2 protein-coding genes are annotated in these 540 nt (G+C 66.9%); one reads left to right on the top strand and one right to left on the bottom strand.

The window, feature by feature from the left end:
- Positions 1-289: hypothetical protein (locus ACXJKJ_RS31870; protein ID WP_457395726.1), on the top strand; the 289-nt coding region annotated here is incomplete at its 5' end.
- Positions 290-422: 133 nt separating this feature from the next.
- Here ACXJKJ_RS31870 and ACXJKJ_RS31865 read toward each other — a convergent pair.
- On the bottom strand, positions 423-540 hold a 118-nt coding region (locus ACXJKJ_RS31865), incomplete at its 5' end, for a superoxide dismutase family protein (protein WP_457395728.1).

The raw sequence follows: 540 nt of genomic DNA, 5'->3' as shown, positions 1-540 counted from the left end.
GATCGAGACCGCACTGATGGCGCCGCATGTCGAGGAATGGCTGGACGCGCCGCCCGAGCCGCTGCTGCGATACGCCGATGGCGAAGTGCGTATGGCGTTGTTCGATCCGGCCGGCTGGTGCGCGTTCTACAACCACGGCACCGGCGACTGCGATCGTCTGCAGGGCATCTACGACCAGTACCTGATCCGCCAGCGGCAGATGGCGGCGGTGCTCGAATCGCACGGCTTGCCGGTGCTGTTCGTGCATTGCGAAGCCGGCCAGGACGCGCGCGAGCTGCTGACCCGCTAACGGTAGGGCCGGCCGCTGGCCGGCTCCCGCGGGCATCGATAGCGATCATGGCAGCCACGCATGGCGTGGCTCTATCCGCGCTCCAAAAAAAACGCCGGCAATCGCCGGCGTTTTTCATTCTGCACCGCCTCGGTTACGGCGCGGCTTTGATCACCGCACAGGCCAGGCGCGCACCCGCGTTGCCGGTCGGCTGGGTCTTGTAGTCGTCCGCGTCGGCGTGGACGATCAGGCCACGGCCGATGATGTCGAAG

The organism is Roseateles sp. P5_E1 (assembly GCF_054049335.1).
The sequence above is the reverse complement of the archived record's forward strand: the minus strand, read 5'-3'. Positions and strand labels throughout refer to the sequence as shown.